Raw genomic sequence first — 5,394 nt, forward strand, 5'->3', positions numbered from 1 at the left:
AACTCACTAAATTGCCATTTTCGCTTACCATTCCTTCTTTAACGATATAAAATAAAAAAATCCCGCAACTCTGTCGCGGGATATTTTTTATGTATTTAATTGCGAAATTTAATATCGTCGATTTACCAGGTACTGTCGACTAAATACTAATTCCCCAGGTAAGTTTTCAATAACTGGCATCGGCCGGGCGTGCGCAATTTTGTAATAGCTTTATCTTTTATCTGCCTTACACGTTCGCGGGTAAGGTTAAATTTCTCGCCGATCTCCTCCAGCGACAGCGGATGGTTGGTACCTAAACCGAAGAACAAAACGATGATTTCGCGCTCCCGTTCGGTAAGGGTTGACAGGGAACGTTTGATCTCTTCAGACAATGACTCATTGATCAGTATCGAATCGGTATTGGGTTCCTGGTTTTCCAGCACATCCAGCAGTGTATTTTCTTCGCCCTGCACAAACGGAGCATCCATGGATACATGGCGGCCTGAATTACTTAATGTATCAGATATTTTATCAACAGTAGTTTCCAGCATATCCGCCAACTCTTCAGGTGAAGGTTCGCGTTCAAATTCCTGTTCTAATTTAGAAAATGCCTTGCTGATCTTGCTTAATGAGCCTACCTGGTTCAATGGTAAACGCACAATGCGCGATTGCTCCGCAATAGCCTGCAATATTGATTGGCGGATCCACCATACCGCGTACGAAATAAATTTAAAGCCTTTTGTTTCGTCAAAACGCTTTGCAGCTTTTATTAGTCCAAGGTTTCCCTCGTTTATTAAGTCGCCAAGGGTTAAGCCCTGGTTTTGATATTGTTTAGCTACAGAAACTACAAAACGAAGGTTGGTTTTGGTCAAACGCTCTAAAGCTGCCTGGTCACCTTCCCTTATTTTTTGAGCTAATATTACTTCTTCTTCGGCTGTGATCAGGTCAACTTTACCAATTTCGTGTAAATACTTATCAAGAGATTGTGACTCACGATTGGTAATTGATTGGGTTATTTTGAGTTGTCTCATTTATTTTATTAGCCTCGATTTTTATTTTAGAAATGAACGTGCAAAGGTAGGAAATTGTTGCAAGATTTTTTCAAAATCTATGCATAAATAAATATTTACATTTTGCTGATTTTATGTGTTTAATTGCACGGTTTTTGCGGTAAAAATTAACCCCCATTTAAATTTCCTTCAGGTTAAAAGTTTCCTTTAGCCTAATGCCCTTTTCGGTTTGATGCAATGTACAACATTCATTTACGGGGTCGTGTTCAAGATACAAAATATATTGTTTGTCAATAGCCTCCGTTAAAAAAAGTTTTTTTTTCGCGCAAAGTTTTTAGTGGAAACATATCATAAGCCATTACATATGGCAACGGAATATGCCCCACTGATGGCAACAGGTCTGCCATATATAATACGGAATGTCCTTTGTAGTTGATCAAAGGCAGCATCATCGCATCGGTGTGTCCGTAAGCAAATTTGATGCTGATATTGTCCGTAAATTTGAACCCGTCTTCTGCAGGGATAAACTTCAACTGCCCGCTTTCCTGTATAGGTAAAATATTCTCTTTCAAAAACGATGCTTTTTCCCTTTCATTCGGGTTAACCGCCCATTCCCAGTGTTGTTCATTACTCCAATAGGTTGCATTTTTAAAAGCAGGCTCCAGTTTTTCTCCGTGCCTGATAACAGCTCCACCAACGTGGTCAAAATGCAGGTGGGTTAAAAAAACGTCTGTGATATCGTCCCGGTGAAAGCCCAATTTATTTAGTGAACTATCCATACTGGCATCGCCATGCAAATAATAATGACTAAAAAATCGTTCATCCTGTTTGTTGCCGATACCTGTATCGATCAGGATCAGCCTGCCTTCATCCTCAACAAGCAAACACCGCATGGCCCAGGTGCAAAGGTTGTTCTCGTCAGCCGGGTTGGTTCTGCTCCAAATTGTCTTAGGCACAACGCCAAACATGGCGCCGCCATCTAATTTAAAAAAAACGGTATCTATGGTGTGTAGCTTCATTGGTTCATAGTTGATGGTTCATGGTTCATAGCAGGAAAGTGTGGATTTAAAATCGTTTAATTAATTTCCCATCGTCTTCTATTTGAATGATAGGCTTTTGAATGAAAGGCAACAAACTGAAAGCCAATTACATAATCTAAACTATCTTCTTTAATATAATCCAAAGGAAAATCTTCCGGTATTTTTAACCCCAACTGTTCTAATGAATCTGGAACCGTATGATGCTTTTCTCTGTAATCCTCCAATTTCTTAATTATTTCATTTGTTTGCTTCACTAATTCTTCGTCATTATGCTCTGGAATTTTTCTTATCAAAAATGGTAAAGCAAGGATGATTAGTAACACTGCCACGCAGACTCCAAGAATAACTAATCCTCTTTTTTTCATGATTTTATATTATCCAATCAGCTTCAATAAGTTTCCTTAACTTTTTCCATGTCCCACCGGTACATAAAAAAATGGAAAATATGGTTTTTGAACCAAATTTATCAAATATGATGTAATTCTATTCCAAACTCTCGAAACAACTGTTCCGCTTCCGCTAAGAGCCGCCGCTCCTCATCCTTCAAAGTGTAAACAGAATTAATTTGCTTATCCAGGCATAAAGTTAGCATTTCGTGCGCATACGAAGCTGATGCCGGGCTGGGCAGTTTGATCATATTGGCGTTTTTTAGCATAATAGCTGGCAAATCCATATAATCGCCAAGAATAATATAAGTCGAATTCAAACTATTTTTAAGCTTATAGGCTTGTGCCGATGTGGCTGCGGTAATTAAAATATACATGCTCCGTTAGTAGTACAAATTTTGGTCTTCACTTCCGTTCGCGCCCGAGTTGCCTCACCTAAACGGCGAAGCCCTCACTCATCCTCTCCTTTGGCGAGGACTTGAAACTGCGCCCCCGGACATTTGTTTTTAAGCCCTCTCCTTTGGAGAGGGTTGGGTGAGGCTCAACTTACGATCAATCCGTCCTTCATCATCACCGTACGGTCCGACAGATCGGCCAGATCCTGGTTGTGGGTAACAATTACAAACGTCTGATTAAAATCGGTACGTAACTTTATAAACAACTGGTGTAACTCCAAAGCGTTTGTTGAGTCAAGGTTGCCCGAAGGCTCATCGGCAAAAATTATAGCCGGCTTATTGATCAGTGCCCGGGCAACAGCCACCCTCTGCTGCTCTCCGCCAGATAGTTCGCTCGGTTTATGATTCAATCTTTCGCCAAGGCCAAGCAGTTTGAGCAGTTCAACCGCTCTTTTTTCTGCATCTTGTTTAGATGTTCCTGCAATAAAAGCCGGGATGCATACATTCTCGATGGCATCAAATTCATTCAACAAATGATGAAACTGGAATATAAACCCGATGCGCTGCTGACGGAACGCGCTCAAATTTTTCTTATTAAGTCCGCTTACTTCAATGCCGTCTATAAAAAGTTTACCCAGGCCAGGCCTGTCTAAGGTGCCTAAAATATTAAGCAGCGTGCTTTTTCCGGCACCCGACGCACCTACTATGGTCACGATCTCGCCTTTCTTCACCTCAAGGTCAACACCTTTTAATATTTCGAGCTGTCCGTATGCTTTATGGATATTTTTGGCTTTGAGCATGGGCGAAGATAAGGAGATTAGAGATCAGTGATTGGAGATTAGTAAAAAAATGTTCAAAAAAAACAGAAAATAGTTTTGATTCTCTAATGTAAAAATCCTCACAATAAATTTCCTTCCAGACTTTCGGACTTCCTGACTTTCGGACTTATTTATTAGCTTTACGGCAAATTCTTCAAAAGACATGAACATTCACGAATATCAGGGTAAAGCCATATTAAAAAGCTTTGGCGTTAGGGTTCAGGAAGGCATTGTTGCCGATACTGTTGAACAGGCTACTGAAGCTGCAAAAAAAATGAAAGAAGATTACGGTTCAGACTGGGTAGTTATTAAAGCCCAGATCCATGCCGGTGGCCGCGGTAAAGGCGGCGGCGTTAAATTAGCCAAAAACCTGGAAGAGGTTAAAGAAAGAGCTGGCGCGATATTAGGCATGCAGCTGGTTACCCCCCAAACCGGCCCCGAAGGAAAATTAGTAAGAAAAGTTTTGGTTGCCCAGGATGTTTATTACCCGGGCGAAAGTGCTACCAAAGAATTTTATATCAGCGTATTGCTCGACAGGGCAAAAGGCCGCAATATCATCATGTATTCAACTGAAGGCGGCATGGATATTGAAGAAGTTGCACATTCAACCCCTGAGTTGATCCATAAAGAAGAAATTGATCCTAAAGTTGGCCTGCAAGGGTTTCAGGCACGTAAAATTGCTTTTAACCTTGGGCTTTCGGGTGATGCCTTTAAAGAAATGGTGAAATTCATCACGGCACTATATAAAGCTTATGACGCGACTGATTCATCACAATTTGAGATCAACCCGGTTTTAAAAACATCCGACAATAAAATATTGGCAGTTGATGCCAAAGTAAACCTGGATGAAAATGCCTTATTCCGTCACCCGGATTATGCCGCAATGCGCGATACTGACGAAGAAGACCCAATGGAATTTGAGGCCGGCAAATCAAACCTTAACTATGTAAAGCTTGATGGCAACGTTGGTTGCATGGTAAACGGTGCTGGTTTGGCCATGGCAACGATGGACATTATTAAACTTGCCGGCGGCGAGCCTGCTAACTTTTTGGACGTAGGCGGAACTGCCAATGCGCAAACTGTTAAGGCTGCTTTCAATATCATTTTAAAAGATCCGCATGTAAAAGCCATCCTGATCAATATTTTTGGTGGCATCGTACGTTGCGACCGTGTGGCACAAGGTGTTATTGATGCTTACCATGAAATAGGCAATATCCCGGTACCCATCATCGTTCGTTTACAGGGCACTAATGCTGTTGAAGCAAAACAACTGATTGATAATTCAGGCTTAAAAGGTTACTCGGCCATATTGCTTAAGGAAGCTGCCGAACGGGTGAAGGAAGTGTTGGCATTGTAGTTCATGGTTGATGGTTCATAGTTCATAGTTCATAGTAGAAAAGTAGATATTTGAATATTGTATGGATGCAAAACCCACAATTCTTTCTGCCATGAACCATGAACCATCAACTATGATCTATCATATCATAAAAGTAAAAGGCGTTGCCAAAATACCCGATTATGTACAGCTGCGGGATGATAAATTCACGCTGCTGGCCTATTTTAGGGTCGACAGGCCGGATAAATCACTTGACAAAGTGGGCTTGCATGATAAAACGGAATATATAATGAATATTATTAAGGATTTGCCTTTCGGGCAGATCCTTAAATTAGAACTATAATGAATAGTTCATGGTTCATAGTTGATGGTTCATGGGGGGAAAAGCTAATTTCGACTATGAACTATGATCTATGAACCATCAACTCCT

The 5,394-nt window shown here is 40.8% G+C and carries 6 protein-coding genes and 1 pseudogene; 2 read left to right on the forward strand and 5 right to left on the reverse strand.

The window, feature by feature from the left end:
- Positions 1 to 146 precede the first annotated feature (146 nt).
- The 5 genes and pseudogenes from QZY09_RS07185 to QZY09_RS07205 all read right to left on the reverse strand — a co-directional run bounded on the left by QZY09_RS07185 (position 147) and on the right by QZY09_RS07205 (position 3,610).
- The gene (locus QZY09_RS07185) at positions 147 to 1,010 is read right to left on the reverse strand and encodes an RNA polymerase sigma factor RpoD/SigA (protein WP_295670256.1); all 864 of its coding nucleotides are present in this window, start codon (positions 1,008 to 1,010) and stop codon (positions 147 to 149) included.
- Between the two features lie 157 nt (positions 1,011 to 1,167).
- Positions 1,168 to 2,008 (reverse strand): annotated as a pseudogene (locus QZY09_RS07190) (MBL fold metallo-hydrolase).
- 56 nt (positions 2,009 to 2,064) lie between these two features.
- Complete coding sequence (locus tag QZY09_RS07195) at positions 2,065 to 2,394, reverse strand: hypothetical protein (RefSeq protein WP_295670259.1); 330 nt, start codon at positions 2,392 to 2,394, stop codon at positions 2,065 to 2,067.
- A 101-nt stretch (positions 2,395 to 2,495) separates the two neighbouring features.
- On the reverse strand, positions 2,496 to 2,792 hold the full coding sequence (locus tag QZY09_RS07200) for a hypothetical protein (RefSeq protein WP_295670261.1): 297 nt from the start codon (positions 2,790 to 2,792) through the stop codon (positions 2,496 to 2,498).
- A 164-nt stretch (positions 2,793 to 2,956) separates the two neighbouring features.
- Positions 2,957 to 3,610 carry an ABC transporter ATP-binding protein gene (locus QZY09_RS07205; RefSeq protein ID WP_295670264.1) on the reverse strand — a complete coding sequence of 218 codons (654 nt, stop codon included), beginning with the start codon at positions 3,608 to 3,610 and terminating at the stop codon, positions 2,957 to 2,959.
- Positions 3,611 to 3,761: 151 nt separating this feature from the next.
- Here QZY09_RS07205 and sucC point away from each other — a divergent pair, with 151 nt between their 5' ends.
- Positions 3,762 to 4,985, forward strand: a complete 1,224-nt coding sequence (gene sucC / locus QZY09_RS07210; RefSeq protein WP_295670270.1) for an ADP-forming succinate--CoA ligase subunit beta — start codon at positions 3,762 to 3,764, stop codon at positions 4,983 to 4,985.
- Between the two features lie 91 nt (positions 4,986 to 5,076).
- A complete protein-coding gene (locus tag QZY09_RS07215; RefSeq protein ID WP_295670267.1) occupies positions 5,077 to 5,307 on the forward strand; it encodes a fructose-6-phosphate aldolase in 231 nt (76 codons plus the stop codon).
- Positions 5,308 to 5,394: the final 87 nt, after the last annotated feature.

The sequence above is a fragment of the uncultured Mucilaginibacter sp. genome (assembly GCF_903913935.1).
Classification (GTDB): Bacteria; Bacteroidota; Bacteroidia; order Sphingobacteriales; family Sphingobacteriaceae; genus Mucilaginibacter.

What these genes read in the sequence shown, in the direction of transcription:
- QZY09_RS07185 (WP_295670256.1), bottom strand. Translation starts at nt 1,010, where the DNA reads ATGAGACAACTCAAAATAACCCAATCAATTACCAATCGTGAGTCACAA.
- QZY09_RS07195 (WP_295670259.1), bottom strand. Translation starts at nt 2,394, where the DNA reads ATGAAAAAAAGAGGATTAGTTATTCTTGGAGTCTGCGTGGCAGTGTTA.
- QZY09_RS07200 (WP_295670261.1), bottom strand. Translation starts at nt 2,792, where the DNA reads ATGTATATTTTAATTACCGCAGCCACATCGGCACAAGCCTATAAGCTT.
- QZY09_RS07205 (WP_295670264.1), bottom strand. Translation starts at nt 3,610, where the DNA reads ATGCTCAAAGCCAAAAATATCCATAAAGCATACGGACAGCTCGAAATA.
- QZY09_RS07215 (WP_295670267.1), top strand. Translation starts at nt 5,077, where the DNA reads ATGAACCATGAACCATCAACTATGATCTATCATATCATAAAAGTAAAA.